24 protein-coding genes are annotated in these 25,362 nt (G+C 67.8%); 16 read left to right on the top strand and 8 right to left on the bottom strand.

Annotated elements, in window-relative coordinates; translation table 11 throughout:
- Positions 1 to 79: 79 nt before the first annotated feature.
- A complete protein-coding gene (locus tag H3H36_RS00120) occupies positions 80 to 724 on the bottom strand; it encodes a response regulator (protein WP_182212953.1) in 645 nt (214 codons plus the stop codon).
- 242 nt (positions 725 to 966) lie between these two features.
- On the opposite strand from H3H36_RS00120, the gene H3H36_RS00115 reads away from it, so the two are divergent.
- The 4 genes from H3H36_RS00115 (at position 967) to H3H36_RS00100 (ending at position 4,422) form a co-directional block, all read left to right on the top strand.
- On the top strand, positions 967 to 1,818 hold the full coding sequence (locus tag H3H36_RS00115) for a GGDEF domain-containing protein (protein ID WP_182212952.1): 852 nt from the start codon (positions 967 to 969) through the stop codon (positions 1,816 to 1,818).
- Between the two features lie 23 nt (positions 1,819 to 1,841).
- Complete coding sequence (locus H3H36_RS00110; RefSeq protein WP_182212951.1) at positions 1,842 to 2,903, top strand: response regulator; 1,062 nt, start codon at positions 1,842 to 1,844, stop codon at positions 2,901 to 2,903.
- Complete coding sequence (locus H3H36_RS00105) at positions 2,900 to 3,145, top strand: helix-turn-helix domain-containing protein (RefSeq protein WP_182212950.1); 246 nt, start codon at positions 2,900 to 2,902, stop codon at positions 3,143 to 3,145. The genes H3H36_RS00110 and H3H36_RS00105 overlap by 4 nt, the downstream gene beginning before the upstream one ends.
- Before the next feature lie 107 nt (positions 3,146 to 3,252).
- Positions 3,253 to 4,422, top strand: coding sequence for a GGDEF domain-containing protein (locus H3H36_RS00100; RefSeq protein WP_182212949.1), 1,170 nt, complete (start codon positions 3,253 to 3,255; stop codon positions 4,420 to 4,422).
- A gap of 15 nt (positions 4,423 to 4,437) precedes the next feature.
- On the opposite strand, the gene H3H36_RS00095 is transcribed toward H3H36_RS00100, so the two are convergent.
- Positions 4,438 to 4,686 carry a hypothetical protein gene (locus tag H3H36_RS00095; RefSeq protein WP_182162365.1) on the bottom strand — a complete coding sequence of 83 codons (249 nt, stop codon included), beginning with the start codon at positions 4,684 to 4,686 and terminating at the stop codon, positions 4,438 to 4,440.
- Positions 4,687 to 4,815: 129 nt separating this feature from the next.
- Positions 4,816 to 6,264 carry a M20/M25/M40 family metallo-hydrolase gene (locus tag H3H36_RS00090; RefSeq protein WP_182212948.1) on the bottom strand — a complete coding sequence of 483 codons (1,449 nt, stop codon included), beginning with the start codon at positions 6,262 to 6,264 and terminating at the stop codon, positions 4,816 to 4,818.
- A gap of 203 nt (positions 6,265 to 6,467) precedes the next feature.
- On the opposite strand from H3H36_RS00090, the gene H3H36_RS00085 reads away from it, so the two are divergent.
- The 8 genes from H3H36_RS00085 to H3H36_RS00050 all read left to right on the top strand — a co-directional run bounded on the left by H3H36_RS00085 (position 6,468) and on the right by H3H36_RS00050 (position 16,206).
- Entirely contained in the window at positions 6,468 to 7,043 is a 576-nt protein-coding gene (locus H3H36_RS00085; RefSeq protein WP_182212947.1) for a GNAT family N-acetyltransferase, read from the top strand.
- 104 nt (positions 7,044 to 7,147) lie between these two features.
- Positions 7,148 to 7,618, top strand: coding sequence for a glycine zipper domain-containing protein (locus H3H36_RS00080; RefSeq protein WP_220459543.1), 471 nt, complete (start codon positions 7,148 to 7,150; stop codon positions 7,616 to 7,618).
- A 139-nt stretch (positions 7,619 to 7,757) separates the two neighbouring features.
- Positions 7,758 to 8,798, top strand: a complete 1,041-nt coding sequence (locus H3H36_RS00075) for a serine/threonine-protein kinase (RefSeq protein ID WP_182212946.1) — start codon at positions 7,758 to 7,760, stop codon at positions 8,796 to 8,798.
- A 122-nt stretch (positions 8,799 to 8,920) separates the two neighbouring features.
- Positions 8,921 to 11,323, top strand: coding sequence for an FtsW/RodA/SpoVE family cell cycle protein (locus H3H36_RS27410; protein ID WP_182212945.1), 2,403 nt, complete (start codon positions 8,921 to 8,923; stop codon positions 11,321 to 11,323).
- Positions 11,324 to 11,335: 12 nt separating this feature from the next.
- Complete coding sequence (locus tag H3H36_RS00065) at positions 11,336 to 12,934, top strand: hypothetical protein (RefSeq protein ID WP_182212944.1); 1,599 nt, start codon at positions 11,336 to 11,338, stop codon at positions 12,932 to 12,934.
- 20 nt (positions 12,935 to 12,954) lie between these two features.
- Positions 12,955 to 13,476: an SH3 domain-containing protein gene (locus H3H36_RS00060; protein ID WP_229219646.1), complete on the top strand. Its 522-nt coding sequence runs from the start codon at positions 12,955 to 12,957 to the stop codon at positions 13,474 to 13,476.
- The gene (locus H3H36_RS00055) at positions 13,473 to 14,513 is read left to right on the top strand and encodes a PP2C family protein-serine/threonine phosphatase (RefSeq protein WP_182212942.1); all 1,041 of its coding nucleotides are present in this window, start codon (positions 13,473 to 13,475) and stop codon (positions 14,511 to 14,513) included. Before H3H36_RS00060 ends, H3H36_RS00055 begins: the two co-directional genes overlap by 4 nt.
- 175 nt (positions 14,514 to 14,688) lie before the next feature.
- A complete protein-coding gene (locus H3H36_RS00050; protein ID WP_182212941.1) occupies positions 14,689 to 16,206 on the top strand; it encodes an FHA domain-containing protein in 1,518 nt (505 codons plus the stop codon).
- 78 nt (positions 16,207 to 16,284) lie between these two features.
- Here H3H36_RS00050 and H3H36_RS00045 read toward each other — a convergent pair whose 3' ends face one another.
- The 4 genes from H3H36_RS00045 to H3H36_RS00030 all read right to left on the bottom strand — a co-directional run bounded on the left by H3H36_RS00045 (position 16,285) and on the right by H3H36_RS00030 (position 21,283).
- On the bottom strand, positions 16,285 to 17,931 hold the full coding sequence (locus H3H36_RS00045) for a methyl-accepting chemotaxis protein (protein WP_446033173.1): 1,647 nt from the start codon (positions 17,929 to 17,931) through the stop codon (positions 16,285 to 16,287).
- A gap of 83 nt (positions 17,932 to 18,014) precedes the next feature.
- The gene (locus H3H36_RS27405; protein WP_182212939.1) at positions 18,015 to 19,793 is read right to left on the bottom strand and encodes a sigma-54-dependent Fis family transcriptional regulator; all 1,779 of its coding nucleotides are present in this window, start codon (positions 19,791 to 19,793) and stop codon (positions 18,015 to 18,017) included.
- Positions 19,794 to 19,988: 195 nt separating this feature from the next.
- Positions 19,989 to 20,867, bottom strand: a complete 879-nt coding sequence (locus H3H36_RS00035) for a pirin family protein (RefSeq protein ID WP_182212938.1) — start codon at positions 20,865 to 20,867, stop codon at positions 19,989 to 19,991.
- Positions 20,868 to 20,884: 17 nt separating this feature from the next.
- Positions 20,885 to 21,283 (bottom strand): OsmC family protein, encoded by a 399-nt coding sequence (locus tag H3H36_RS00030; protein WP_182212937.1) that lies wholly within the window; start codon positions 21,281 to 21,283, stop codon positions 20,885 to 20,887.
- Positions 21,284 to 21,880: 597 nt separating this feature from the next.
- Between H3H36_RS00030 and H3H36_RS00025 the strand changes: the two genes are divergently transcribed.
- From H3H36_RS00025 to H3H36_RS00015, 3 genes are all read left to right on the top strand, one after another.
- On the top strand, positions 21,881 to 22,030 hold the full coding sequence (locus H3H36_RS00025; protein WP_182212936.1) for a hypothetical protein: 150 nt from the start codon (positions 21,881 to 21,883) through the stop codon (positions 22,028 to 22,030).
- Between the two features lie 111 nt (positions 22,031 to 22,141).
- On the top strand, positions 22,142 to 22,537 hold the full coding sequence (locus tag H3H36_RS00020; RefSeq protein WP_182212935.1) for a VOC family protein: 396 nt from the start codon (positions 22,142 to 22,144) through the stop codon (positions 22,535 to 22,537).
- Positions 22,538 to 22,776: 239 nt separating this feature from the next.
- On the top strand, positions 22,777 to 22,986 hold the full coding sequence (locus H3H36_RS00015) for a DUF6500 family protein (protein WP_182212934.1): 210 nt from the start codon (positions 22,777 to 22,779) through the stop codon (positions 22,984 to 22,986).
- 931 nt (positions 22,987 to 23,917) lie between these two features.
- Here H3H36_RS00015 and H3H36_RS00010 read toward each other — a convergent pair.
- On the bottom strand, positions 23,918 to 24,205 hold the full coding sequence (locus tag H3H36_RS00010) for a DUF1330 domain-containing protein (RefSeq protein ID WP_182212933.1): 288 nt from the start codon (positions 24,203 to 24,205) through the stop codon (positions 23,918 to 23,920).
- A gap of 164 nt (positions 24,206 to 24,369) precedes the next feature.
- Here H3H36_RS00010 and H3H36_RS00005 point away from each other — a divergent pair, with 164 nt between their 5' ends.
- Positions 24,370 to 25,233 carry a LysR substrate-binding domain-containing protein gene (locus tag H3H36_RS00005; RefSeq protein WP_229219644.1) on the top strand — a complete coding sequence of 288 codons (864 nt, stop codon included), beginning with the start codon at positions 24,370 to 24,372 and terminating at the stop codon, positions 25,231 to 25,233.
- Positions 25,234 to 25,362 lie beyond the last annotated feature (129 nt).

Here is a 25,362-nt window from a genome sequence, read left to right as displayed (position 1 = left end):
GGCCACGCGCTGCGCCTGCAGTCAGATAGTGCTCCCGTTTCAAAGAAATGTCAAATTCGGTTAATTTGATAAAATCATTTCAACCGCGCAGGCGGTGGGCGACGCAGGCCCGCAAGTAGCCGCGCAATTCGTCGTAATTGACGGGCTTGGCGAAGAACACCACGCCCGGCGGCACCCCGCCGCGCTCATCGAGCTGCTGCTCCGTCAGGCCGGACAGGATGGCGATCTGCATGGTGGCCAGCTTGGGGTCGTCCAGGATGGTCTTGATCACTTCATAGCCATCGATGCCATCCATGACGATGTCGGCCAGCAGCACATCGGGCTGGCCGCGGGCGATCTGCAACAAGGCCTGGTAGCCGTTCTCGCAGAACGTGAGCCGGACCGGCAAGTCCCAGCCGCCAATCTGGCGTTCGTACAGGGCGCGCTGCATGGGATTATCCTCGATCACCATGATCGACACGCGGCCATCGGCCCCCAGCTCGCGCGGTGCGGCCGGCGTGGCGGCCTGAGCGCCGCCGGCGCGCGCCGCCGTGGCCGCCGACGGCGTGGACTTATAGGCCAGCACGGCATGGCGCGGGATGCGCCGGTGGCCCCCCTTGGTCTTCCACGCCTCGATCACGCCCGCCTCCACCAGTTGTTGCACCGACGATACGGAAATACCGAGGATCTCCGCCGCTTGTTGTGTCGTGCACACCTCGTCCGGCGTGTCTTCCTTGATTTTCATGGTGGGGGCTTTCGACAAAATTAATTTTCGCAATTCCAACAATTCGCAAATAAATTCATTATAATTGTTTCAGGCGGCGGGAGTTTTGATGTTTCACTTCGCACCGCTGAGGGCATTATGCCGCCAAAACGTCCGCAGCGATAGCGGCGGGCCGGGCTGGCGCAATGCGAGATTGCGAATTGCGCGGATTTATCGTTTTTCCACCGAGGAATGACGCATGCCGGCGACGGCGCGAGGCCACCATGAACCGACCAGAACACCCCTTCCCATCCGCCACGCCGCCCGGCGTCCGCCCGCGCCTGGCGCCGGCCCGGCCTGGCGTGGAGAGCCTGCGCACCGTGCCGCTGCTGTGCGCGGCCTTGCTGCTGCTGGGCGCCATGCTGTACGGCCCGGCCCTGGCGGCGTGGCAACACACGCTGGTGGTCCTGGTGCTGGTGGCCGGCGGCGCGGGCTTGACGCTGCGCGCCGTGCTCGAATCGGGCCGGCTGCACAGCTTGCAGTTGGCGCGGGCGCCGGTTGGCAACGGCGCCCCGCCCGAGTCCGCGAGCGCTTGCCCGCCGTCACGCCCGCAATTACGCTTGATCACGCCCGCCAGGACGGCGCCGGACGCGCACCGTGCGGCCGAGCCGGCCGGGCACGATAGGCCAGCCAGCGACGCCGCCGACCCGCTCACGGGCAGCTACAGCCAGCACGAATGCCGCAAGATGCTGGCCCTGATGTTCGTGCGCGCCAGCCGCTTCCACAGCCCGCTGGCGCTGGTGATGGTGCGCATCGAGCAGCTCGGGCGCATCGGCACCCTGTTCGGGACGGCCGCGGCCGACACCGTGCTGGTCGAACTGGCCGCCTTCTTGGCGCAGCAGGTGCGCGGCGGCGACGTGGTGGCGCGCTGGGATGACACGGCGTTCGCGCTGCTGCTGCCCGGCACCGCCCACGAGGACGCGCAACAACTGGCGGTGCGCCTGCAGCACCTGATCGGCCACACCTTCTTCGCCGGCTTCAGCCACCTGAGCTGCGCCATCGGCGTGGCCAGCAGCGGCCAGCACGCCAGCGCCGAAGCGCTGGCCACCGCCGCCACACCAGCGCGCCACCCCTGACCCCAGAGCGGAGCCCGACTGCCATGAACGTGCTGATCGTCGACGACGAAGCCACCAACCTCGCGTTATTCAGCCACATGCTGGCCACCACCGTGGACGCCACGCCGCGCCTGGCCAGCGACCCGGTGGCGGCACTGGACTGGTGCGCCACCCACGAGCCGGACCTGGTGCTGCTCGACTACATGATGCCCACCATGGACGGGCTGGAATTCCTGCGCCGCTTCCGCGCCCTGCCCGGCAAGGCCATGACGCCGGTGGTGATGGTGACGGCCGACACCGAGTCGGCCGTGCGCCACCAGGCCTTGCAGCTGAGCGCCAACGATTTCCTCACCAAGCCCGTCAACATGGCCGAGCTGCGGGCCCGGGTCGGCAACCTGCTCACGCTGCGCAAGGCCCAGCAGGAACTGGCCAACCGCGCCACCTGGCTGGCCGACGAGGTGCGCAAGGCCACGGCCGCCATCGCCGAGCGCGACCGCGAGATCATCCTGCGCCTGTCGCGCGCGGCCGAATACCGCGACCCGGAAACGGGCGACCACCTGCTGCGCATGGCGGCCTACGCGGCGCTGACGGCGCGCGGCCTGGGCATGGGCCCGGACGAATGCGCGCTGGTGCGCGACGCCGCGCCCATGCACGACATCGGCAAGGTCGGCATCGCCGACAGCATCCTGCTCAAACGGGGCCGGCTCACCAGCGAGGAAGTGGCCGTCATGCGCGGCCACGCCCGCATCGGCGCCGACATCCTGGAAGGCAGCAGCTCGCCGCTATTGCAGGTGGCGGCCCGGATCGCGCTGTCGCACCACGAAAAGTTCGACGGCAGCGGCTATCCCCAGGGCCTGATCGGCGCCGCCATCCCCATCTATGGCCGCATCACGGCCGTAGCCGACGTGTTCGACGCGCTCACCTCGGAACGCCCCTACAAGAAAGCCTGGACCCTGGAAGCGGCCGCCGAGCACCTGCGCGCCGGCGCCGGCGCCCACTTCGATCCCGACTGCGTGCGCGCGCTGCTGGCCGACTGGCCGGCCGTGTGCGCCATCCATCAACAACACCACACCTCTCCCTCCCAGCCTGAAAGGAAAGCCGCATGACCACCACGCCCCGCCGCCCGCACAAGCCGCGCAATCCGCACCGCCTGCTCGACACCGTGATCGCGCGCCACGACCTGAAGAACGACGCCGCCCTCGGCAAGGCCCTGCAAGTGTCGGCGCCGCGCCTGAGCAAGATCCGCCACGGCAAGCTGGCCGTCAACGCCGACCTCGTACTGCGCATCCACGAAACGTTCATGATCCCCATCGCGGAACTGAAAAGCCTGACCATGGAATGCCTCTGAACGGCGCGGGATGCCGGCCCGGGCCGGCTTTCCCCGCCATTTTGACGCAGATCAAACCCGAATGACTATTCACTTGCTATTCTGAATCGAACGAATCGGAAAATGCGATGAATGCCACCCAGCGGCCCCCGGCTGCCCACCACGCCGCGCACGCGCCCCACAGCGCCACGCCTGCCCCCACCCCCGCCCTGCAACGCCTGGGCCTGCACCGCTTGCGGGCCCTGCCACAACCGGCCGAGCGCGCCATGCACGCCCAGCACGACGCGGAACTGGAACAGATGCTGCCCGTGCTGGGCCCCCTGTTCGGCCTGGGCATGGTGCTGTTTTCGGTGTGGGACCTGCTGCTCGATCCCCACCTGGCCCGCTACACGCTGGCGCTGCGGGCGCTGGCCGTGCTGGCCGGCAGCGCCGCCTACTTTCCCAATGCGCTGTGCTGGAGCGTGCAACGGCGCTGCACCCACATCTACGTCACCCACGTGGGCGCGCTGGTCCTGTGCGAATTCCTGCTACCGCAAGGCCTGGTGTATGGCTTGGCCGGTATCGCCGCGTGCAATTTCGCGGCGGCCCTGTGCACGCTGCGCCTGCCCGTGCTGGCCCGCATGCTGGCCGGACCGGCGGCGCTGTACGTGGCGCTGAGCGTGTGGCGCCTGCCATGGCTGGAATGCGTGAGCGGCCTGATGCAGTACGCTTTCGCCGTCGCACTGGCCGTCGTCGTGCTGCTGGTGATGCGGGTGTTCCAGCAAAAGTCCTTCCTGCTCGAACAACAATTGCTGCACCTGTCCCAGCACGACAGCCTGACGGGCGCCTGCAACCGGCGCTACCTGGAGGAAGTGGCCGAACGCGAACTGGCGCTGGCCCAGCGCCACGGCCGCAAGCTGGCCGTGGCCATGCTCGACATCGACCATTTCAAGCAGGTCAACGACCAGTATGGCCACGAGACGGGCGACCGCGTGCTGCAGGCCCTGGTGCGCACCTGCCACGCCGGGTTGCGCGAGATCGACCATTTCGGCCGGCTGGGCGGGGAGGAATTTGTCTGCGTGCTGCCCGAGACGGACCGCGAGGATGCGCTGCGCTGTGCGGAACGGCTGCGCCACAGCCTGTCCATGCTGGCCATCGCCACCCCGTTCGGGCCGCTCCATTTCACCGTCAGCGTGGGAGTGGCCGTGTATGGCCCCGGCCACGCCAACTGGCCGGCCCTGCTGCATGACGCCGACCTGGCCCTGTACCGGGCCAAGCACGACGGGCGCAACCGCGTGGCGCTGGCCCACGCGCGCTGAGGCGGCCCTTGCGCTTCAGGCCAGCCGCACCAGCGGGTTGGCGATCAGGTTGTCGATCTGGCGGATCGCCTCGTCGCAGGCGGCGGCGATGGCGTCGTCCTCGGTCTCACGCAGGAACTGCATGGTGGCCCCTTCGAACACTTCCACCCCGTCCACCCCGGCGCGGGCGATGTCGCAGCTGGCGGTCCAGCGCCGGTCGCTGGTGGGCAAGGCCACTGGCATGATTTCCCAACCCTTGTAGTGGATTTTCGACTGCTGGTCCATGGTGTCCTCCTCTGCCGTTTGCCGTTCACCGCGCGCCGCGGCGATGGCCGGCGTTCCACGCGAACGCCAGCCTACAGACTAGCACGAAGCAATGGCACGCGCCTGCGCGCGTGGTCAAGGCCGCCGCCCTCAGGGCTTGAGGCTGCGGCCGATGGGCTGGTCCAGGTTGGCCAGGTACCAGGACAAGGCCGACATCACGGCCACGTGGCGCCGCAGGTCGTCCGGATTGACCTTGTCGAGCGTGTCGGCCGGCGTGTGGTGGTAGTGGAAGTAGCTGTGCGTGTCCACGTGCGGCTCGAACACGGGCACGCCGGCCCGTTCCAGCGGATGCAGGTCGGCCGCGCCCAGCTCGTCGCGGCGGGTGAACACGCCCGCGCCGATCGGCTCCAGCGCCGCCATCAATGGTTCAAACAGCGGTTCCGCCTTGGGCGCCACACTGGACAACACGCCGAACGGCCGGCCGGACCCGGAGTCGCTCTCGATGGCGGCCACCTGTTTTTCCAGCTGGTTCTGGTTGGCGGCGAAATACGCCTTGCCGCCGCGGGTGCCGTTTTCCTCGTTCATCCAGGCGATCATGCGGATGGTGCGGCGCGGCTGCAGCTTGAGCTTCTTGAGCGTGGCCAGCACGCCCATGGCGCCGGCCACGCCGGCGCCATCGTCGTTGGCGCCCGTGGCCAGGTCCCACGAGTCGAGGTGACCGGAGACGATCACCACCTCATTGGCCTTGTCGCTGCCCGGCAGGTCGGCGATCACGTTGTAGCTGTCGGCGTCGGGCAGGGTTTGCGGGGTCAGGGTCAGGTGCATCTGCAGCGCGCCGCGCGCGGACAGGCGCGCCATCAGCAGCGCATCCTCCGTGGTGACGGCGGCGGCCGGGATCCGGGCCTTGTCGTCGAGGACGGTGGCGCCCGTGTGGGCGATGCGGTAATCGGCGCCGCCCACGGAACGCACCAGGGCCGCCACGGCGCCCAGTTCGGCGGCCTTGCGCGGGCCGTTGACGCGGTAGTTGGCGCCATGGCCGTAGGCGGGACCGGCCATGCCGCGGTCGGCCATCTGCTGGTCGAACGGCACGTCGAACAGCACGATGCGGCCCCTGGCCTCGGCCGCGTGGGCCTGCAAGTCCTCGAAGCTGTGCACCACCAGCACGGGCGCCGTGAGGCCGGCTGCCGGGGTGGCGCCGGAGCCGCCCAGGGCCGTCAGCACCACGCGCTGGGTGATGCCGGCCGGGCGGCCCGCATACTCGACCAGTTCGGCCGACTCGGCGCCGCGCACCCAGTGCGGCACCTTGACCGGCTGCAGCGTGACCCGGGCGCCCAGCTTGCGCATGGCGTCGGCCACCTGCTCCACGGCCGCCGCCGCGCCGGGCGAGCCGGACAGGCGCGGCCCCACCAGGTCCGTCAAGTCGGCCAGGCGTTGGTAGGCCCAGTCATCGTGCATGGCGCTGTCGCGGATGCTGGCCAGCGTGGCATTGTCATTGGCCGGTGCGGCCAGCGCCGTCAGCGCGGTGGCGCCCAGCAGGCAGCCGGCCAGCATGGTCAGTGCGGGCTTGTGGCCCAGGGCGGTCTTGAAAACGGTGTACATGCGTATCCTGTCTCTCGGGTGTTGGATGGAACGTTTCATAGTTGACAATCTTTCCCTGGCGCTTAGCAAGGGGATAGCAACAATAGCCTATTTGACTATTTTTCGCAGCAAGCGGGCCGGTTTTGCCAGTCCGGCGCACTGTTGATTCGACAGCAAGCTTGCCTTACCATGGGGGCTCGTGCTCAGCCAGGAAGGAAGCGTCCATGCTCAAAGGGAAACTGTGCACCGTGCGCCACCTGCTCACGGCCGACCTGAACACCTTCATCGCGCTGGTCAACGACCTGCCCTCGCGCGGCGACTACTTCTCCAGCCAGTTCAAGTCGCCCGAGACCATGCGCAAGGAATTCATGCAGAGCGGCTTCGCGTCCGAGGACAGCGAACTGTTCGTGATCGAGGACCAGGCCCACCACATCGTCGGCGTGCTCACCCATTTCAAGGCCCGCACCCCGACCATGCGCGAGATCGGCTACCGCCTGTTCGACCAGACGCTGGCCGGGCGCGGTTACGTCACCGAGGCTTGCACCCTGCTGGTCGACCACCTGTTCAAGACCAGCCAGTTCCACCGGCTCGAAGTGCTGACGGCGCCCGACAACCTGGCCTCGGTGCGCGTGGCCGAGAAATGCGGCTTCACGGCCGAAGGCACGCTGCGCCAGTCGTTCTTCATCAATGGCAGCTTTTGCGACGTGACGGTCTACAGCCTGCTGCGCCCGGAATGGGAGGCCCGGCGCGCCCGCCCGGCAGGGGCGCCGTCAAATGTTACACGGTTGCCCGGAATGTAAGAATGTGTATAAGACGTGGTGGATTTTCCGCCGGACGATATAGTGAAGCTCATACAACGGACGAACTGGTCATTCCGACCGGCGCCGGAGCAAGGAGAATTGCCATGTTGAACAAGAAAATCCTGGGTGCGGTCACGCTGGCCGCGATGACCGTATCGTCCGCCGCCATGGCGGGGGACCGGGATTTCAACACGGCGGCCGGCGCCGTGATCGGCGCGGCCGTCGGCAGCAACGCCGGCGGGCGCGACGGCGCCATCGTGGGCGGCCTGCTGGGTGCGGCCGTGGGCAACAGCATCAGCACGGACGACCGGGGCTACCGCCGCGGCTATGCCGAGACCCGCGTCTACACGCAGCCGGCACCCGTGTACTACCAGCAGGCGCCCGTCTACTACGCCCCGCCGCCGCGCTACTACGGCCCGCCGCGCGTGGTGTACGTGGAACCGGCCCGGCCCTACTACCGCGAATACCATGAATACCGTGGCCACGGCTACTATGAGCACGAACATCACCGCGGCTACGAGCACGGTTACGAACGGGGTTACGAGCGAGGCTACGAGCGCGGTTACGACCGTTGACAGCACGTGCGCATTACGCGCCGCGTCCCCCCGCGGCCAAGGCCTGACGTCTCCCCGGCGCCAGGCTTTTTTTATATTCCGCCCATTTTCGTCCTCCCTCCGCTACACCAGGTGACGGCATGGTGCCGGCGGGGGAATCATGAAGGATACTGTCATCACCTTGGAGCTGGGGCACTACCGGCTGCGTGAGCAAATCGGGGGCTCGGCCTACGGCGTGATCTGGCGCGCCAGCGGGCCGCGCGGCACGCGCGACGTGGCCATCAAACTGGTCAACCAGGAGCAGATGGCATGCGCGCTGCCGGAACAGCGCGCGCGCTGGATCGATAGCGCCCGCAACGAGATCGCCTTCCTGCAATCGCTGGAACCTTGGGACGAGCGCCATATCGTGCGCCTGCTCGACAGCGGCTGGCACGAGGGCCTGCCCGTGCTGGCGCTGGAATTGATGGGCACCGACCTGGGCCGGCACACCACGGCCCTGCGGGCGCGCGGCGCAACCATCCCGCTGGCGCAGTTGCTGGACTGGATCGCGCAGCTGAACCAGGCGCTGGCCAAGGTGCACCAGTATGGCTGGCGCTACCTGGACCTCAAGCCCGCCAACGTGCTGCTGGACCCGCAACTATCCTCCGTCAAGCTGGCCGATTTCGGCACCAACCGCCCGCTCGATCAGGCCCAGCCCCATTCCTACGCCGGTACCGCCAACTGGCAGGCGCCGGAACAGTTCTTCCCCGGCGCCGACGGCCACTACGCCACCGACGCGCGCAGCGACTATTTCTCGCTGGGCGCCCTGTTCTACTTCCTGGCCACCGGCGGCCAGCCGCTGCGCTTCTGCAACGATTGCGGCCAGGCTTACCGCGCCCATCACACGGCCGGCGCACAACTGCTGCGCAGCGCGCACGGCGGCATCATCCCGCCCGCCTTGAGCGAGGACGAAGCGCAGCACTTCGGTGACGCCATCGCGCGCGCGCAGCCGCAAGCGCGCGCGCCGGCGCTGCAACTGCTGCGCGCCCTGCTCGCCACCGAGCCCGCGCTGCGGCCCCGGCACGCGGTGCAGATCAGCCGCCTGCTCGATGCCATCCGCCAGCGCTTGCCCGCATCGTTCCAGCCTGGCCCGTTCCAGCTGTCGCACGGGCTGGCCCGTCCCACCGCCGCCAACGGCTGGCGCACCATCCAGGGCGCATGATGGGGACGACCTTGCCATTCCAGCGCAACCGGCCACGCGCCGGCGCGGCCGCCAGCGGGAAAGCCAACTTGGCCGGGCAAGCTGGCCGCACGGCCCGGCGGCCACTTCCCGCGTCATCGCGCATGACCCCATCCGGCGCGTTGCTCATCATGGGCGTGCACCGCGCCGCCCATGCGATCGCCCGCAATGGCGCGCGCGCCGCCGTGCTGGCGCTGATCGCGGTGCTGTGCGCATTGCAGGCCTGGGCGCTGTGGCGCGCGCCGCCCGCGTGGCTGCCCGCCAGCATCAAGGTCACGCTCGCGCCGGGCGCGGGCGTTGCGCTGGGCCGGCACGAACTGGCCGCGCCGCAGGCCGACCTGTCCCACCTGGCCCTGCGGCGCGACGCCAATGGCGTGTGGCTGCTGGCCAACCAGAGCCAGTCCCGCCAACTGGTGCTGCAGGACGGGGACGGCGAACGGCGCATGGGCAGCACGCCCCTGCAGGGCAAGCGTGCCTTCCAGATCGACGGCCTGCGCTTCACCATCGCGCAGGCGGACGCCCGCAGCGTCGCCTTCAGCATGGCCGGCCAGCACTGGCGCTATGACGGCGCCACGCTGTACCGCGCTGGCCAGCCGCAGCCCGCCTGCCCCGACACCCACCCCGGCGCACGGCTGATGGCCCTGTGGAACCGCTGGGCACCTGCCGTGCTGACGATGGCCCATCCGCTCACCTTCGGCGGCAACCTCCACTGCGGCAACCGCCTCGGCCTGCCCGACGTGGCGCCCGGCGCCGCGCGGCTGGCGCGCGATGGGGGGCGGATCGTGCTCAGCGCCGGCAATCCGGACGGCGAGCCGGCCAGTGTGCAGGTGCTGCAAGAACGGCAACCCGATGAACTGCGGCAGCAGGAGACGGCGCTGGCCCCCGTGCGCGCCCTCGTCGTGGGCCACACGCGCTTCGACCTGGCCATCTCTGGGGATGAGCTGACCATGACGCCAGGCCGGCATGTCGCCCTGTACAGCATGCCGCAGGTGCGATTGCCGTCCGCCGTCGAATGGCGCTGGCAGCAGCGGTCGCTGTGGCATGGCGCCGGCGACGGCTATGTCCTGGGTCTGTTGGCCGTCGGCCTGGCGGGCCTGTGCCCGCTGTTGGCGGCCCGCTACGCTCGCGGCCCGGGTGCCGCCACGCGGAGCTGGCAAGCGGTGGCGGCGTGGTGGGCGGCAGGCTGCCTGCTGGCGGCCGGCGTGGCGGCACTGGCGCTGCAGCGCGGCGGCCATCCGCCCGGCGCGGCCTGCTCGCTGCTGCTGGCCTGCTGTGCGCTGGCCATGTGGCTCGCGCCGCCGGGCCGCTGGTCGCCGCCCATCGCCGCCGCCGCCGTGCTGCTGGCGGCGGGACTGCTGGCGCAACTGGCGCTGGGCCTGGGCGCGGACGAATCATCGTGGCTGCGCTACTACCAGAAAAGCGCCGCCATGCTGGCCATCGGCACGGCGCTCGCCACCGGATGCCGGCTGTGGACCGCCGCGCTGGCGGACCGCCTGCGGCAGCGCGGCGTCGAATGGCTGCTGATGCTGTTCGCCGCCGTGGCCCTGGCCGCGCTGGCGGCCCAGGTGCTGTGGGGCGACGAGACGGGCGTGTTCGACCTGCAGCCGGTCGAACTGGCCAAGCTGGCGCTGACCGCCCTCACGGCCCACTGCCTGGCCTTGCGCTTTGGCTGGCGGCACGACGGGCGCGACTGGCCCGGCCGCGCCATGCGCTGGCTGCGGCTGGCCGCGCCGGCCCTGCTGTTCCTGGCGCTGCTGGGACTGGCGCTGGTGCAGGTGGACGATTATTCGCCCCTGATCCTGCTGCTGGTGTGGAGCACGTCGATGGCGCTCGCCTATGCGGTCGCCGCGCGCAACGGCAAGCTGGCCGCGGCCTTGCTGCTGCTGGTGCTGGCGGCCATCGCCGCCATCGCCTGGCTGCGCCTGGCCGGCACCGATGACCTGATCCGCTGGGGCTTCTACGCCGACCGCTTCCTGGTCTGGCTCAATCCGGCCGAACATCCGCACACGGGCCAGCAACTGCTGCTGGGCGCGCAAGCCATCACAGACGGCGGCTGGTGGGGCGCCGACCACCTGCTTGGCCTGCGCACGCTGGGCCAGCCGCTGGGCGCCGTGCAGCGCATACCGGCCGTGCAGGACGACTTCGCGCCGTCATTGTTCCTGAACCGCCACGGCCTGGCGGCGGGCCTGCTGCTGTGGGCCACGCAGGCCGCGTTCGTGACGGGCATCGCCGTGGCGGCGGCGCGCCGCCTGGCCGCGGGCGCCATGGCCCGCCACCACCGCGCCGCCTGGGCCGGGCGCTTCGCCTATTTCGCCCTGTGCGGCGGGGCCGCATTCGTGCTGGGGCATTTCCTGCTGTCGTGGGGCACCAACCTGGCCATCTTCCCCATCATGGGCCAGCCCATGAGTTTCCTGTCGGCCGGCGGCAGCCACCTGCTGTTTTTCCTGTGCCCCCTGCTAGCACTGGTCAAGGCCAGCGCGCCGTCATCTGCGCCATCTGACATTTGAGGAGAACCCATCATGCCGATCTATGTGCAACACCAAGTCCTGGGCCGGATACCGGACGTGTTCAACGCCGAGGCGATCTGGCAGGCGCCGGGCCTGGCGCTGTTCGCGCGCCGCCCCTTGTTGCGCGACCTGCTCGAACGCAGCCCGCGCGAACAGCGGGGCCGCGCCGCCACGCGCTGCTTCTCGCACGTGACGCTGATGCTGCCGCAGGAGGAAGTGGACGACGACTACCATCTCACGCGCGGCGCCCGCGCGCGCGACCTGGCCCAGACGCTGACGGCCCTGCACCAGAAAGACTTCGGCGACCTGCTGGGCGCCGACCAGGTGCGCTACGACGTGGTGGGCGCGGACGCGCTGGCGCCCGGCCAGATCGAAGTCAAGTTCGGCCACGCCGTCTACTTGCCGGCGCCGGACGAGAAAATCCTGTTCAACGTCAGCGTGTCGCGCGACAGCGCCGTGTGGCATCCCGTGTGCCCCGTCTATCCCGACCAGCGCCTGGTGCTGATCGGCGCCGACGCCAGCGAGGCCAGTTGCGCCGCCCCCGGCTGGCCATTCGGCCCGGACGGCGCCATCCTCATCATCAACGATGGCCCGGACGCGCCGCCCAGTGTGCAGATGCGCCCCAAGGATGGCTTCGATTGCCGCTTCGACCCGCGCAGCGGCTACTACACCATCAAGTCCACCGGCGGCGGCATCAACGGCGCCGGCCCGCGCCTGCTGCTGAAGATCACGCGCGTCGGCCCCGCGCCGGCGAGCATGAGCGCCCAGGCCTCCCCGCCCCTCTCGGATTCGCCATCGGCGGCGCGCAACAGCATCCGGCCCGCCGTCTGGCAAAACCGTTCGGCCGCCCGCGCCGCGCCGCCCCACGCCGCCGCCCCGGCCGGCGCCGACCTGACAGCCCTCCCCGCCAGCCACAAGGCCGCGTTCCGCCCGGCCGAAAGCGAAGCCACCTACGCCCCCACCGCCCAGCAGCGCGTGAGCCTGGTGGCGCTGGCCTTGCCGCGCCTGAGCCGCTACCGCGACACGGGCGCCAGCGCGCTGGAACTGCCGTTCGACGCCACGCTGGCCGTGACGGCCGATGCGGCGGCAGCCATCACCTTCGGCGTCACGGCCGCCGACGAACTGTATGCCCGCACGGCCGCCGGCCGCCAGCGCATCGCCGCCCCGGCCACCTTCAACCCGGTCGACGGGCGCAGCATGGCGTTACAGCCCGTGGCGCCGGAAATGGCCGAGCGCTATTGCGCGCTGCTGTCGCTGGCCCAGCCGCTGACGGCGCCTGTTTCGGGCGGCGCCCGCTTCACCTTCGGCCGCAGCAGCCCCGTGCTGGCCGCGCTGCGCGTGCTCGACTCGCCCCGCTTCCTGCGGCGCGAGGCGGGCGCCGATGGCGCCAGCGCGGACCGGCTTGGCCTGTCGCGCACCGCGTTCAGCTTCGAGGCCACGCCGCAAGGCTACCGGATCGGCCGGCTGGCCGCCACCCAGGCCCTGTTCCACCTGGACGACAAGCTGGCCTTCGTGGCCACCATCGCCGAAGCGAGCGCCGAAGCGCCCTACCTGCTGCCAACGGGCCACCACCTGGCCGTGGGCCACTACGTGCTGCGCTTCGAAGCATGACGACGGGAGGCGGCATGGACATGGCTAAACTCTACGGCGCGGGCGCCTACCTGGCCGGGCTGGTGCTGACGCTGTTCCTGGCGTCCGTGCTGACCCCGCGCCAGTGGTGGCGCCGCCCCAACGCGCGCGCCCTGCTGATCCTCGTGGCCGGCAGCTGGGGATTGGGCAGCCTGATCCTGGCCCTCGCGCCCGCGTGGCGCGCAAGCGCGATGGGGACGGCGGACCCGGCCCGCCTCGCCGCCGCCCCCATCAACGCGTCCGCGAACGCGGAGCAGGATGCGGCCCCGGAGCCGCAATCCCCCGGCGCGCATGATGCGCCGCGCCCCGCCACGGCCGGCCAGCCGTTCCTGACCCACCGCGCCCTGCACTTGCGGGCGGCCGCTGGCGTGAACGCGCCGCTGCTGGCCACCGTGCCGGCCGGCGCCACCGTCACGCCCACGGGCGCGCGCGAGGGCGACTGGTGGCAGGTGCGCGCCGCCATGGCCGATGGCGGCGGCGTGGGCTGGGTCAGCAGCCTGTGGCTGCGCCGGAGCGGCGAATGAGCTTCCTGCGCGGCACGCGCGCGCCGGCGCCCCCCACGGACGATCCCCTGCACTGCCTGGCCGGCGGGCTCGATTTCGGCCCCGGCCTGCAGGTGGCCGCCCGCAGCGCCGCCAGCGCCAGCCGGCTCGTGGTGCCGGAGAACCAGGACAATGTGCTGCTGATCGACGCCAGCGGCCACGCCGTGCACCTGTGCGGGCAAGCGCCACGGCGCACGCGCGTGGCCGGCTGGCCCGCCGGTCACGTACGGCTGGCCGTACTCGATGGCATGGGTGGCCATGGCCACGGCAGGCAGGCGGCGGAAGCCGTGGCCACGGGCCTCCTGGCGGTACCGGCCTGCCGCACGCTGGCCGAGCTGTCGTCCCGCCTCGACGCCCTGCACGCCGCCTTGCAGGCACGCTTCCGCCAGCCCGGCGACGCCGACACGTTCCGCCGTCCCGGCACCACCCTCACCTTGCTGGAAATCGCGCCCGGCCAGGCGCCGCTGCTGTACCACGTGGGCGACTCGCGCCTGTACCAGGTGACGGCCGACATGGCCGTGCCGCTCACCATCGACCACGTGCCGGCCACCGGCTACGCCATGCACGGCCTGCTGGGCGCACAGGAATGGTGGCAGCAGGTGCATGGCGAGCACCGGGCCCAGATCGCGCAAGCCTTCATCCTCGGCAACGCCTTGGCCAATCCGCAAGTGCTGGACGATGGCCTGCACGCGCTGGCCCCGGCCACGCTGCCGCCGTTCCTGCACCCGCTGGCCGACCGCCGCGCGCTGGCGCTCCGTCCCGGCGCGCTGTACCTGCTGGCCACGGACGGCTTGTGGTCCTGCGGCCAGCCGCTGCCGTGGCTGGCCCGCTGGCCGCGCCTGCTCGCGCCAGGCACGGCATGCGTCGGCGACGCGCTGGCCAGCCTGTTCGACGCCTGGACCGGCAGCCCGCCGCCGCAGTTATATATCGACAACATGACGGCCATCGCCATCCGCTTCGCGAACGAAAATATTGACCAGACAGCATTGCCACATTCCATTCTGACCACATTTTGCTGAGGGACGTTGTTACAAAAACAGCAAACCGGCGCAAACGGGCCACAAATCATGGCCAGCCCTGCCGCGTCGATTGCCAAGCGCCGGCAAAAGCGCATAAACTCATGGTTATCCCGTCGGTTCGAATGCCATGAAAAAATGCAGTAACCCGCAGCACCCGCACTGCACGTACTGGGTCATGCCTGGGGAAGATGTGTGCGCGGGCGGACACGCCCAATGCGCCGCGCAACCCTCCAGCTACGACCTGCTTAGTGCCGTGCGCCATGCCCGCGCCGAAGTTCCGGCGGCGGCGCAGGCGGCTGCCCCGGCACCGGACCACGCATCCCATCCCGCCGCCATCGCCGCCGACCTGGCCCCCGCCTACGCCCGCACGCTGGTGCGGACCCAGGCCGAACGTCCCCAGCTTTACATCAGCGGCTTCGACCCGCGCGCGGCCGGCGGCCGCCAGACCCTGAAGATGGCATTGCGCGGCATGCCGCAAGGCTGCGCGCCCCAGCTTGACCTGCGGCTGCAATCGGACCTGATCCCGAACGGCGCCGCGCGCCAGCAGATGGTGCGCTCGACCAATGGCGAGTGGCGCCCCGTGTTCGTGGAATTCTCCTCGCGCGGCATGGAGCATGGCCAGTACCAGATCAGCATCGAAGTGCTCAGCCAGCACCCGGAACTGGCGTCGCGCAAATGGGTGTGCACCTTCGTGATCCTGGTGCCGCGGCCGGACGCCACGCTGACCGACATCCACCGCATCTTCCTGTCCACCCACAAGAACGTGCGCGTGATGGCGGACGACGCCTCCATCGCGCGCGTGAGCGCGCAAGGGGGCGACCGGCTCGACATCGACGTCACGGCCCGCAACGCCGGCATCGCCCACCTGGACCTGGGCGCGCCGCAGGGCAAGGTGGACCTGGGCTTCTCCACCATCGCCTGGGATGAGGACCTGATCGAGATCGACATGCCGGCCACCTCGGCCCTGCATCCCCATCCGAGCCGGGCGGCCTGCCTGGTGAACGCGGCGCCGGAAGCGGGCGCGCAGCGCCAGGTGCGCCTGTTCGCGCTTGAGGAATGCGTGTTCGGCCGCTTCGAGCTGGTCGATCCCGAGGCCGACGCGCTGCTCACCCATTACACGGGCGACGGCCAGGAGACCAATGGCCTCACGCGCCGCCTGTCCGGGCGCCATGCCGTGATCCGCCGCACCGGCCACGGGTTCGAGATCGAGGACGTGTCGCGCTACGGGCTGCTGCTGGACGGCGTCTGGCCCGGCAAGCACAAGCCCACGCCGCTGCGGCTGGGCATGCGCATCGAACTGAGCGCCAGCATCCGGGACATCGTGGTGCTGACCGTGTCGGCCATCCTGCCGCACGCCGTCATCCTGCACCGCATCGACGAGGGCGCGCGCGCCGAATGCTTCTACCTGGTGGCGCCGGAAACCCATCCCGGCTACCCGATGCCGTCCTACGCCAGCACGCCGCTGGCGTCCGGCCTGCCGCTGCTGCTGCACCGCGACGGCGGCTTCTGGCACCTGGACCAGTTAAGCGGCAAGGAGACGGCGCTGGCGCCCGCCACCCCGCTCGACAAGCTGACCCGCATCGCACGCCACAACCGCTTCGCCAGCGAACCCTATCCCGAACACTGGATCATCCGCACCGGCGCGGCAGGCCTGCACAGCACCATCGCCGCGCACGACCTGTCGACCGCCTGAGCGCCGGCCTCGCCGGATTGCCCTCGCCGTATTAACCTGTCTCGTCCGGTATCGTTCCTGTGCGCCTGACGTGCCGCGTCAACGCGCGCGCGCGGCCACGCCCGTGGCGCCGGCCAGCGCCGGACGGCGCGCGGTGAGCGCACTCCGGCCTGCCCCGCCGCGCGCGGGCGCTGGCGCGGCCGCCGGTTCGGCCACCGTCGCCGGCGCACTGGCCGCATCCGAACGATAACCGATGCGGAACCCGCCCCAATGCCGGCCCCGCACCATGATAGGCGCCGACAGGTCGTGCATCACCTCGCCCGTGTCGCGCTTGTACGTTTGCAGCAGGAAGGGCTGGGTGTGCGAACCGCAACGGGTGCCGATGCGGTCGTCGAAGATGCGCTTGGTACGGTTGTGCACCAGGTCATAGTCCTTGTCGCCCGTCAGCGGCTGGCTGAACTTGCGGTTATGGGTGGGGAAGTAGCCATGGTCGTCCACGGCGCCCGCATAGGCCAGTTGCGGCAAGCGCTCCAGCACCGCTTCCTGGATCGCCGGCAGCACGTTGTCCGTGTAGGCGTCGAAGGCGGTGCGGTACTTGGGCGGATTGGTGCCGGCGATGGGCGTGTAACGCCGGTCGAACAGGGCTTGCTCGCTGATGGCGCCGCACTTGATCCCCTGCTCGAACATTTCGCCCACTTCGCGTGCGGCCTGCTGGGCGGCGGCGCGGATGGCGTCATGGGCCCCGGCGCCGGCGCCTGCGCCCGCGTGGAACAGGGCTTCGGCACGCTCGCTGAGCATCATGGCCGACTGCGAGGCGAGCGGCAACTCGGTCTGCGTGTTGAGCATGCCGTCCCGGATCGCCTCGATGGCGCCGCCGATGGCGCGCGTGCTGTCCACATGGCCGCGCGCGGACAGCGCGATGCCCTGCACCTCGCCTTCGGCCGTGGCCGAAGCCTGGTCGATGGTCTGGAAGAAGGCGTGCACCTGCTCCACCTTGCCGCTGGCCGCCACCACCTTGCCGCTCAAGGCCTCCATGCCTTCGGCGGCCCGTTCGGCCTGTTCGCTGATGGCGCGCACCAGCTGGCCGATCTCGTTGCTCGATTCGCTGGTGCGCTGGGCCAGCTGGCGCACTTCACCGGCCACCACGGCGAAACCGCGCCCATGTTCGCCCGCGCGCGCCGCTTCGATGGCCGCGTTCAGGGCCAGCAGGTTGGTGCGCTGGGCGATCTGGTTGATGGCGTCGGTGATGGTGTGGATGGTGCGCGACTTTTCCTGCAAGGCCCGCATCAGGGCGACGGCCGCATGGGCTTCCTCGCGGGCCTGGCTGATCTGCTGCAGGCTCTGGTCGGCCTCGCTGCGGCCGGCCGTGCTGGCGTGGCGCACTTGCGCCGCCACGACCGAGGCGCGTTCGGCGTTGGCCGCGATCTGTTCCGTGTTGTCCGTGGAGCGGGCCGCGTGCCGCACAATCTCCTGCACGGCCTGCAGGTCGTGCTCGACCTGCTTGCGGATGGTGTCGATGAAGTGCGACGTTTCGGCCGCGCCTATCATCATCTGGTCGATCATGGGGCCGCTGCTGGCCAGCAGCTGTTCGGGCGTGCCGGCGCCCCGCCCGCGCAGCATGGCGCCCAGCCAGATACCGCTGGCGGCCGACAGCGCCGCCGCCAGCTGCGCCGGCCATGCGGCGCCGGCCAGCGCGCTGATGCCCAGCGCCAGCCCGGAGAACAAGGCCCCCGTCATCCAAACCATCACCCGCCGCCGCGGAACCGATTGCGCATACATAGTCGTCTCCCACTATCTCGTTATGGTGTCGCGCCCGGCCCGGGCGCGCTTCACGCGGCCGCCAGCCGGTCCATGCCCAGCTTGCGGTAAATCGTGTTGCGTGAAATGCCCAGGGCACGCGCGGCGGCGGAAGTGTTGCCGCCGTGCGCGGCCAGCGTGCGCTGGATCAGCTGCAATTCCATCTGGTCCAGGCCTAGCGCCGGTACACTGTCGTTAGAAGCAGCTTCCGTGCCCGCGCCGACGGGGGCCAGGTCATCCATGAAATCGTCGGCCAGGTGTTCGAGCCGGATCTCCTCGCCCCGCCCCGCCATCACGGCCGCCGTGCGCAGCACGCTGCGCAACTGGCGCAGGTTGCCGGGCCAGCGGTGGCGTTCCAGCAGGCGCGCCACGGCCGGCGCCACCGTGCAGCCACTGCCCTCGTCGGCCAGCACGCGCGCCAGCAGGGCCGGCAGGTCGCTGCGCTCGCGCAGGGCCGGCAGCTTCACCACCAGCCCGTTGATCCGGTAGTACAGATCCTCGCGGAAGGTGCGCGCCTCGATCTGCTCGCGCAGGTTGCGGTGGGTGGCGCAGACCAGGGCGATATCGACCGGGATGGACCGGCCGCTGCCCAGCGGCGTGACCTGGCGTTCCTGCAGCACCCGCAGCAGGCGCGCCTGCAGCGGCAGTGGCATGTCGCCGATCTCGTCGAGGAACAGGGTGCCGCCATTGGCCAGCGCGATCTTGCCGGGACTGCCCTTGCGGCGGGCGCCCGTGAACGCCCCCTCCTCGTAGCCAAACAGCTCCGATTCGATCAGCGTCTCGGGAATGGAGGCGCAGTTGATGGCCACGAACGGCTGGCGCGCGCGCGGCGAATCGCGGTGTATGGCTTGCGCCAGCCATTCCTTGCCGCTGCCCGTCTCACCCGTGATGAGGACGGCGATATCGGTGCCGGCCACCTTGCGCAGCTTGGCGATCACTTGCGCCATGCGGCCGTCGCCCGTGTCCAGTTGGCCCAGGGCCGTGGCGGCCAGCGACGCTGGCAGGTCCGGCAGCCGTCCCAGGCCGGCCCGCACGCGCCGCACCGGGCTGGCCTGGCCGCCGCCGCTCTCCCTGTCGACGACGGCCTCCTGGCGGTCCATCGTGTCACAGCTGTCCCAAAATTGCACACGGCAGTGCACCGTGCCGCCTTGACCCAATTGCAAGCTGGCCAGACCGGGCGCGGCGGACCGGCAACGCTCCGCCAGCTCGGCCAGCGTGGCGCCAAACAGCGAGCGGAAAGTGTGCGAAGCCAGCGCCGCGCGGGGCAGGCCCAGCTGCGCCAGGCCCGCGGCGTTGACCATGACGGCGCGGCCGTCCGCGCTACAGCTGGCCAGTCCGTCCTGCAGCGTGCCGATGCAGGCGCTGCGGGCATGGAAGTGCAGCGTCAAGCCATGCGGGGCCGAGGCCAGGAACACTTGGCGTTCTATCATGTTGGCCGACATGCGCGCCAGCGCCAGCATGCATGGCTGGTCGCTGGCGCAAGCACCGAGGATGGCCAGGCCGCCGCACAACTGGCCGTGGGCGTCCACAATGGGGACGGCCGCGCCGCCGGACATGGCGTGCCCGCACTGGGGCGAACATGGGCCGGCGCACGGAGCCGGCAGGCAGGCCGGGTATTCGCCAGCCAGCGCGGCCCGCATGGTGTCGGCCAGGCCGGCGCCCAGGCTGGCCAGGCCGGGATCGCCCCGGACATGGAGCGGCTGCCCTTCGGCATCGAGCACCAGGATCGTCATGTCCTTGTCGCCGAGCTGATATTGCAGTAGATCTAATACGGGTAATGCATGTACGGACAGCAGACTGAAAGTGTTCATGGCGCTCTCGTGCTGCAACCTGCAAGAGCGCATTCGCTGGGCGCACTACCGGATGACAGTGTAGGTTGGGGAATGGTGATTCCGACGCAACACTGTACCCGGTTGGGACAACGACGAACTTTGATCTAGATCAAGGCGCATCCCAAGGTGCGCTATGACAACAAGCTGTCCATGACAGGCGGTCGGGAGCGTCGTTCACATTGGCATCCTGGCCGGCAGCGGTATCCATTCCGTCTCGCCGGGCACGGGATCGAAGCGCTGGGCGGCCCAGTCCTCGGCCGCCTGCTGGATACGCTCCTTGCGCGAGGAGACGAAGTTCCACGACATGAAGCGCCGCCCCTCCAGCGGCTCGCCGCCGATCACGACGAAGCGCGCGTCCGAACCGGCCAGCACGCGCTGGGCGGCCACCGTGTCGAGCAAGGCCATCGTGTGCAGCGCCAGCGGCACGCCATCCACTTCCAAGGTGCCGCTGATGGGGTAGATGGCCGCTTCCGGCGGCAGGCCCGCCAGCCCCAGTTGCTGGCCCGCCTGCAGCGTCACGTCCAGGTACAGGGTCTGGCTGTAGGTGCGCACGGGCGAGGTCTTGCCGAAGGCACTGCCGATCAGCACCCGCACGCGCGCGCCCTGCACTGCCAGTTCCGGAATCTCGTCGGCGGCCGTGTGGCAGAAACTGGGTTCGTCCTCCTCGTGCGCCAGCGGCAGCGCGGCCCACAATTGCAGGCCGTGGGTGCGGTGCGGACGGTCCACCAGGTCCTTGGGGGTGCGCTCGGAGTGAACGATGCCGCGCCCGGCCGTCATCCAGTTGATGGCGCCCGGTTCGATGCGCTGCACGGAGCCGATGCTGTCGCGGTGGTCCATCGCCCCTTCGAACAGGTAGGTCACCGTGGCCAGGCCGATGTGGGGATGGGGACGCACGTCGTGGTTGGCGCCGGGCGCCACGTCCATCGGACCGAAGTGGTCGAAGAAGATGAACGGGCCGACGGCCTGCTTGACGGCGGCCGGCAGGTAGCGCCGCACGATCAGGCCGCCGCCGAGGTCCTTCTCGTGGCCTTTCAATACAGTGGCAATGGTCATCGCGTATCCCTGGCCTGTTATCCCAGCACCGTCGTCACTTCCGTCGTCACGGAAGTCATCAGCTTGTGGACCGGGCATTTCTGGGCTACGGCCAGCAGGTCGGCGCGCTGCTCGTCCGTCAGTTGGCCCGTCAGGTGCAGCGTGGTGGCCAGGCGATAGGTGCCCTTGCGCTCCTCGCTCGCGTCGCGCTCGCAGCTCACTTCCACCTGCTCGACAGGGATGCCCTTGCGCTTGGCGTACCACACCACCGTGAGCGCCTTGCACGAACTGATGGCGGCGTCGTACAGGTCGTGCGGCGACGGACCGGCGTCGTTGCCGCCCTCCTCCAGCGTGCCGTCGGTGGAGATCAGGTGGTTACGCACGTGGACGATGTGGCGCATGGGCAGCGACTGGTCGCGGATTACTTTGATAGTCATGGCGTTCCTTGTTGGGCAATGATACAGAACCAGCAATTTACACCGTTTGGCCGATTCGCGCCCGCCCCCACCACCTGATTATTCGTACGACCACCGCTACCCGGTCGCGCAGAACTCAACCGCCCACGCGCGCAATGCGCCGCCAGACAGACTGATAGAACGCAGCCGCTTCCCAACCATTGACCGCCGCCTGGCGATCCCTGCGCCGCAACACTGATGTTTAGCCCTGCAAGTCACGCGCTCAGCCGCCGGGTGACAATTTACGCATTTACAAGATTACTAACATGCTATTCTCGGTGTCATCGATCGGACTCCGGCCAACAGCACCCGCTCAATATGCGGGCCCAGGTGGTCCAAGAGATGCGGGACCGGGTGGGGCAATCGAATGTGCGTCAGCCGCTGAAAACACGGATGGCGTCGGCAATAAGAAGCTGCCAGCTTGCGCGGTGCTAATGTGCAGTGAGCATGTAAACCGAGAAGCTTCCGGCAAGCCTGTACATAACGACTGGCAGGCGTTTGGGCTGAATGAAGAGGTCGAGGGAGCAGTACCTATCCATCTCAGTTTGGCCGGCCACCTGTGGGAAATTAGGAGATAACATGCGTCCTCTGATTACTGCTGGATTTGTTACAGCGGCACTGGTTGCCTACTACTTGGGACTCGAATATGGATCCGGCATCCTCTTTCTTGCTGGTGCGGCATTTGAACTGGTATCGTTCAAGCGAATTCGTGGAAGTTCGATGAATTGAAACGCTCCCGCTTTCGGTCATGAACGGAGCGTCCATAGTATCTGTAAATGTGATAAAAATTCACTAAATGATTAGTTCCACTGCTTTGAACTTAAATCCAAGGATGAATTCATGCAACTATCGAATTACCTCTTTTTTACGACGACTTGTGAACAAGCATTGACTTTTTATGCTCAGTGCGGGCTTGGACAAATCACCGAGGTGTTGCGATTTGGCGTTGATGGTATGCCAGTTCACAATGAAGCCATGCGAGGAAAAATTATGCATGCGAAATTTGAGGGGCCGGGTGTTTTGTTCTTCGCTTCCGACAATGATGATGCGGAACCGATGCGAGGTTCTGCAAACATTTTGCAGATGAATGATAGGCAGTTAACCAAACAGCTTTTTGAGCAATTGGCGGATGGCGGCGTCGTTACAACAGCATTGGATATGCAGATTTGGGGTGATTACTACGGCAAATTGACTGACAGGTTTGGCGTGCAGTGGATGCTGAACTGCGCGGCCTGACTAATATTTGTTGAGAGTGCTCGAGAATGACTTCAGGAATCGGCTGCGGAGCGGTCGGGTTGTCAGGATAAAGATTTCGAGTTCTCGAGGGTAAACGAATGCAAACACATGCCGGGGGTCAGCGAGATTCCGGTGATAAAAGACGCTGAAAATCAAGATCCTGTTCCTTCGGCCTGGCGTCGGACAAAAGCCGAGTTGGTACATTCCGGCCTGGAGTAACGCATGAAAATGTTGAAAAAATGAGAAATACACTAAGGGAAAAAGTGATTGCGGTTTGCGATCAAAAAATAGCTAGAAATGGGCCGAATGTCGGTCTGTCTTTTTACGCATTTTTCGCCAACAAGAATGATAATCCCGAGTTGCTTATGGAGGCCGCTGAATGGTGGATTCGCGAACAAAAACTAGACCATTTTGAGAAAGCGACGAAGATAAAAGAAATGGTTCTGTAGGCCAGACCGTAACCAACCAGGAGCCGCCCCCTTATCTCTAAAGGCGTCGAGCAATGAGGTGAGCGCATTAATGTGAAGCCATGGAAATAGATATTCTCCGATGAGCACAGTTATCGAGATTGGCGGCGGTGTCCAGGCACTTGTCCGCCAATAGCAGTTGCTCAGTGGACATCTGCGTTGAAGTCTTAAGAATCGGGGATGCCATGCGTAGATTTCGCCACATCTTAGCTGTCGCCACGTGTGCCACGTTCGCGTTATTGTTGGTGTTTCCGCTTGGCCTTTATTGGTTGGGCTTAAGTGCAGTCGAAGGTCGCCCTCAAAAGCCACGACAACTTGCTTCCATTGAGCAGCAGCGCATTGTCTGGAATCGTGCACGCGGAACCGGTACACCCTACGTCTCGCCAGATGACCCTTATTCATATTTTGCCAGCGTTCTTTTTGCACATTCAAACCGCACTCCGCCTGACCAACTCGTTACATGGTGGGTTGCTCGCGACTACCTCGTGACTCACAAACGATATAAAGGGATGGGGTGGTGGCATTTGTCCGGCGCAGCATTGGCGATCTGGTTGTCGCGCAATTGGACGACTGAAGAAATCTTGTCCGAGGCTGCTCAATTGCAAAAGTCCGCTTAGTGGTGCGGCGTCGGCCTGGAGCGAGGATTCGTGAGCCTTGCAGATGAGTAAGCTGCTATCATGGACGCCGTCGGCCGCGTTCGGCTGCGGAAATTCGCAAAGCCTATCCATCCTCGACTTGCTCTGCTAACGCCCTCGCTCGCGCTAATATCGCGCTCTCCCTTGCTGCTTTCTGTAATTTTGCAGTGGTAGCGTTTTACGAGAGCGGGTGGTGGCGACCAATCCGAATACGCGATGGCCGCCTATGTGAATCAAGAGCAGCTTAAATGCGTATATTCAACTGCCCGCGCACCGCCTTACAGCCCGCCGACCAGCATCATGTCCATGTGCGAGCCGCCCTGGCGCAGCTTCTGCAGCGGCAGGTGTTCCGGATCAGCGTGCCAGGCTTGCGCCTGTTCCGTAGTGGGAAATTCGATCATCACAGTCACGCCATGCAGCAGCGCCTCGCCCTCCAGCTGGCTGGCCGGCGCGCGCGCCAGCAGCTTGCCGCCATGCTTCTGGATCAGGGCCGGCATCTTCGCGCCATATTCCTGCTGCCAGTCGGTGTTATGTACAGTCAAAGCGCCAATCACGTAGGCTGCCATGGGATTCTCCTTGAGTCGGTGAAGGTGACGGTCGGCGCGCTGGCCTGAGTGCCATCGCGCTCGTCGTGGTCAAATTATCAATCCGAACCAATTTGCTGGAAATAACTCTACAATTCCGAGAATCGAAACTTTTTATTCCGGCTATGAGCGACAAGCTACGCAGCATGCAAGTATTCGTGGTGGCGGCCACGGCCAACAGCCTGGCTGCGGCCGGGCGCCAGCTGGACATGTCGGCCGTCATGGTGGGCAAGCACGTGAGCGCGCTGGAACAGCAACTGGGCGCCCGCCTGCTGGAACGCACCACCCGCAAGCTGACGCTGACCGAGATCGGCGCCAGCTACCTGGAACGGTGCCGCGATGTGCTGGCCAGCGTGGAAGCGGCCGACAACGTGGCCGAAACCCTGCGCGCAGTGCCGCAGGGGAGCTTGCGCGTCACGGCGCCAGTGGCCTATGGCGCGCAACGCCTGGTCCCTGTCATCCATGCCTACACCGCCACCTATCCGCTGGTGCACGTGGATCTGGTCCTGAACGACCGCGTTGTGAACCTGGCGGAGGAAGGGATCGACGTGGCGATCCGCTCCGGCAAGCTGGCCGACACGGGCCTGATCGCCCGTCCGCTGGCGCGCAGCCGCATGCTGGCCGCCGCCAGCCCGGACTACCTGCGGCGCCATGGCGTGCCGGCCCACCCGCTGGATCTGGAGCGGCACAACTGCCTGTCCTTCGACAGCTGGGGCGCCGACCACCGCTGGCGCTTCAGCCAGGGCGAAACGATGGTGGCCGTGCGCGCCCAAGGCAATTTCACCAGCAATCACGGCCACGCCTTGCTGGCGGCCGGACTGGCGGGGATGGGCGTGGTGATGCAGAACGATGCGCTGCTGACGGAGCATTTGCTGTCGGGCGCAATGGTGCATCTGCTGCCGGAGTGGGAGCTGCCATCGCGCGCCGTGCACATCGTGCGCCGGCCTGAGCCGCGCCCCAGCGCCAAGGTGCGCAGTTTTGTCGACTTCGCGCTGGCGCGGTTGGGTTGAATATCGGCATAGGGGCGGCCAGCATAGCTGACCGGTCCCCTGCCACACCACCCGGCATGCGGGTCCGCACCGGGCGGTTCGAGTAGTTGAGGTTAAGACAGGCGTGGTACGCCCAACCGGTCGAAGTAA

It is taken from the genome of Rugamonas fusca (assembly GCF_014042365.1).
Taxonomy (GTDB): domain Bacteria; phylum Pseudomonadota; class Gammaproteobacteria; order Burkholderiales; family Burkholderiaceae_D; genus Rugamonas; species Rugamonas fusca.
This window is presented reverse-complemented; position numbering and strand designations above follow the sequence as displayed.

Excerpts from the sequence above, each read along its gene's own strand:
- H3H36_RS00115 (WP_182212952.1), top strand. The coding sequence starts at position 967 with ATGAACCGACCAGAACACCCCTTCCCATCCGCCACGCCGCCCGGCGTC.
- H3H36_RS00100 (WP_182212949.1), top strand. The coding sequence starts at position 3,253 with ATGAATGCCACCCAGCGGCCCCCGGCTGCCCACCACGCCGCGCACGCG.
- H3H36_RS00075 (WP_182212946.1), top strand. The coding sequence starts at position 7,758 with ATGAAGGATACTGTCATCACCTTGGAGCTGGGGCACTACCGGCTGCGT.
- H3H36_RS00035 (WP_182212938.1), bottom strand. The coding sequence starts at position 20,867 with ATGACCATTGCCACTGTATTGAAAGGCCACGAGAAGGACCTCGGCGGC.
- H3H36_RS27410 (WP_182212945.1), top strand. The coding sequence starts at position 8,921 with ATGACCCCATCCGGCGCGTTGCTCATCATGGGCGTGCACCGCGCCGCC.
- H3H36_RS00065 (WP_182212944.1), top strand. The coding sequence starts at position 11,336 with ATGCCGATCTATGTGCAACACCAAGTCCTGGGCCGGATACCGGACGTG.
- H3H36_RS00095 (WP_182162365.1), bottom strand. The coding sequence starts at position 4,686 with ATGGACCAGCAGTCGAAAATCCACTACAAGGGTTGGGAAATCATGCCA.
- H3H36_RS00025 (WP_182212936.1), top strand. The coding sequence starts at position 21,881 with ATGCGTCCTCTGATTACTGCTGGATTTGTTACAGCGGCACTGGTTGCC.
- H3H36_RS00045 (WP_446033173.1), bottom strand. The coding sequence starts at position 17,931 with ATGGTTTGGATGACGGGGGCCTTGTTCTCCGGGCTGGCGCTGGGCATC.
- H3H36_RS00055 (WP_182212942.1), top strand. The coding sequence starts at position 13,473 with ATGAGCTTCCTGCGCGGCACGCGCGCGCCGGCGCCCCCCACGGACGAT.
- H3H36_RS00030 (WP_182212937.1), bottom strand. The coding sequence starts at position 21,283 with ATGACTATCAAAGTAATCCGCGACCAGTCGCTGCCCATGCGCCACATC.
- H3H36_RS27405 (WP_182212939.1), bottom strand. The coding sequence starts at position 19,793 with ATGAACACTTTCAGTCTGCTGTCCGTACATGCATTACCCGTATTAGAT.
- H3H36_RS00110 (WP_182212951.1), top strand. The coding sequence starts at position 1,842 with ATGAACGTGCTGATCGTCGACGACGAAGCCACCAACCTCGCGTTATTC.
- H3H36_RS00050 (WP_182212941.1), top strand. The coding sequence starts at position 14,689 with ATGCCTGGGGAAGATGTGTGCGCGGGCGGACACGCCCAATGCGCCGCG.
- H3H36_RS00080 (WP_220459543.1), top strand. The coding sequence starts at position 7,148 with ATGTTGAACAAGAAAATCCTGGGTGCGGTCACGCTGGCCGCGATGACC.
- H3H36_RS00105 (WP_182212950.1), top strand. The coding sequence starts at position 2,900 with ATGACCACCACGCCCCGCCGCCCGCACAAGCCGCGCAATCCGCACCGC.
- H3H36_RS00090 (WP_182212948.1), bottom strand. The coding sequence starts at position 6,264 with ATGTACACCGTTTTCAAGACCGCCCTGGGCCACAAGCCCGCACTGACC.
- H3H36_RS00020 (WP_182212935.1), top strand. The coding sequence starts at position 22,142 with ATGCAACTATCGAATTACCTCTTTTTTACGACGACTTGTGAACAAGCA.
- H3H36_RS00005 (WP_229219644.1), top strand. The coding sequence starts at position 24,370 with ATGCAAGTATTCGTGGTGGCGGCCACGGCCAACAGCCTGGCTGCGGCC.
- H3H36_RS00015 (WP_182212934.1), top strand. The coding sequence starts at position 22,777 with ATGAGAAATACACTAAGGGAAAAAGTGATTGCGGTTTGCGATCAAAAA.
- H3H36_RS00085 (WP_182212947.1), top strand. The coding sequence starts at position 6,468 with ATGCTCAAAGGGAAACTGTGCACCGTGCGCCACCTGCTCACGGCCGAC.
- H3H36_RS00060 (WP_229219646.1), top strand. The coding sequence starts at position 12,955 with ATGGCTAAACTCTACGGCGCGGGCGCCTACCTGGCCGGGCTGGTGCTG.
- H3H36_RS00120 (WP_182212953.1), bottom strand. The coding sequence starts at position 724 with ATGAAAATCAAGGAAGACACGCCGGACGAGGTGTGCACGACACAACAA.
- H3H36_RS00010 (WP_182212933.1), bottom strand. The coding sequence starts at position 24,205 with ATGGCAGCCTACGTGATTGGCGCTTTGACTGTACATAACACCGACTGG.